Raw genomic sequence first — 2,502 nt, 5'->3', positions numbered from 1 at the left:
AGGTACTGGTACTCAGCGCCAGGAGCTTCATTTTTCTATTCTCAGTACCGCTTAGACCTTAACCGAGAAGTATTGGGCCACGGTGTACACACAATTCCTAAAAACTTGGCTCTGTCTGACACAATCGTGAGTAGGCAAAGTTTTTAGACGATAGATTTATTTATCAATAATTTTAGCTTATTGATAATAAGTAACGGAAAATCAAGGATTAAAAAAATAAATTTCCGTTTTTTCCGTCATTTGATTTCCAACTTGACTTGTGTGCACACCGTAGCTTGCCAAGGGGGGACAAGAATCTGATCAAAGTCCCCGCAACCATTCGGGGGATGCGAGGGGGATATCCGGGGAATAAATAGCCCGATCGCAAGTAAGTAGATAGGTAAAAATAAACTGGCTGATGGGGATGGTGGGTGAGAGCAGCGCTCCACTAGCTGCTAGTAAAGATCCGGTCTTAACCCGCCTTTACAAGATATTATTGTTGTTTCGTGCCGATCGCCAGTATCGCTCTCAAAACAAAAAAGTTTCCTTCAACCTGCTCCGAACGCTATAGTTGTGTTAACACGTAACCAATCTCTGAAAATTTTGTTGGTTGAGGATGACCTCGCAGATGCGACGCTGATCGAAGATCTTTTAGGGTCATTCAGCGAGGCTCTGTTTCGCCTCCAAACTGTTACATCCCTGGAGAGGGGACTCACGTTTCTGGAAGCTGAAAAGTTTGACGCCGTACTATTAGACTTGTCCGTGTCAGACAGCTTGGGGGGAAGCGAGGCGATCGCAATTTTGAAAGCTCGATCGCCCACAGTTCCGGTTCTGGTGCTGACAGATAGCAATGATGAAAATACGGCGCTGTCGGTATTGCGAGCGGGCGCTCAAGATTGTTTGGTAAAGGGAAGATTTCAGAGAACTCTGCTGGTGCGGGCGATTCATTACGCGATCGAACGCCAGCAAGTCGAAGAACAATTGCGACAGCAGGCGATCCGACAGCGGCTGTTGGGACAAATGATCGAACATATTCGATCGTCAATAGACACCGCCAGCATTCTCCAAAATACCGTAGCAGAAGTGCGCCAATTTCTCAAAACAGACCGCGTTTTAATTTATCGCTGTCAGGATTGGGCGGATCAATTTGACGGGGAAGAGCAAAAAGATGGGATCGTCGCAGGTGACGGTTTACCAGACGGTTATATTGAAAACCAAAATATTAGTGCTGCTTTGGCGGTGTCATGCCTTTTTTTGGTCGAATCCCAGTCGGTACAAGCAATAGCAGATGTCAGCACTGCCGCATTGTCTGGCAGTTGCAAAGAGTTGCTGGCAGATTGTGAAATTGCAGCAGTTTTAAGCGTGCCAATTTGGCAATCTGGCGACTGGGGAACGGCAAATAAAAGACTAAAAAGCAGTGTTTGGGATGCCGGAAAAAATCAAGATACAGCAGAAGATTATATATCGCTGCTGACTGTTGGCAAACCGCAGGCGCAGGGAAAAAGTGTGCCGGATTTTAGGAGTGAAAATCGCAATAGTTTGTGGGGAATGCTGACAGCATACAATTGCAGCGGTGTCAGGGAATGGCAGCAGTGGGAAATTGATTTTTTACAGCACTTAGCGAATCAAGTGGCGATCGCGATCGAACAATCTCAACTTTACCGCCAGCTCGCAATAGCGAATCAAAAATTGCAGGAACTGGCAACTACTGACGGACTGACGGGCATTGCCAACCGCCGCCAGTTCGATCGCGTTTTGATGTTGGAGTGGCGCAGATTTGCAAGAGAGGAACTGCCGCTGTCTTTAATTATGTTGGACATCGACTTTTTTAAACTTTACAACGAGTTTTACGGCCACGTCGGCGGCGACGATTGTTTGCGCCAAGTTGCTAGGGCGATCGCCTCTTCTACCAAGCGGGCTGGGGATTTTGCCGCCCGCTACGGCGGCGAAGAATTTGCAGTAGTGCTGCCGAATACCACCGCCGAAGGGGCAAACCTTGTCGCCCGGAAAATTTGCGACGATATCGCCAGTTTGAAATTGCCTCACGCGCGATCGCCGATCGGCTTCTACGTTACCCTGAGTTGCGGCATTGCGACTGTGATTCCTTCTCCCCAGGAATCTCCAGACAGCCTAATTCGCAGCGCTGACAGCGCCCTTTTTCAAGCTAAAACTGAAGGCAGAAATCGCATTTGTCACGCTAGCAGCAAGTCGGAATCTTCCCCGATTTTGATGTAATTGGTAATTGGTAATTGGTAATTGGTAATTGATTGTTTACCACTAAGAATTGATTTAAAGCCTCTCCCTTTTAGGGACAAATTAAAAGAAGACTATTAATCAGGTTCACTTAAGCTCTGTTTGTCATTGCGCTTCGGGAAAGCAATCGCAGCGTCTGTTTGTCACATCGTTTTTCTCCGTGCACTGTCTTAACTGAACCGTATGGGACTATTAATTAGGGCTTGCTGAATAATCGAGCACATATTGCCTCGTCTGAGTTTCGATACTGCGATCGAGAATAAAGTGCAA

At 46.9% G+C, this 2,502-nt stretch carries 1 protein-coding gene; it reads left to right on the top strand.

All coding sequences use genetic code 11. The features are described from left to right. Nucleotides 1-552 precede the first annotated feature (552 nt). Entirely contained in the window at nt 553-2,214 is a 1,662-nt protein-coding gene (locus tag QUB66_RS29475) for a diguanylate cyclase domain-containing protein (RefSeq protein ID WP_332970781.1), read from the top strand. Nucleotides 2,215-2,502 lie beyond the last annotated feature (288 nt).

It is taken from the genome of Microcoleus sp. A2-C3 (genome assembly GCF_036706065.1).
Lineage (GTDB): Bacteria > Cyanobacteriota > Cyanobacteriia > Cyanobacteriales > Microcoleaceae > Microcoleus.
Note: the sequence above shows the minus strand (reverse complement) of the source record. Positions and strands in the feature narration are given on the sequence as shown.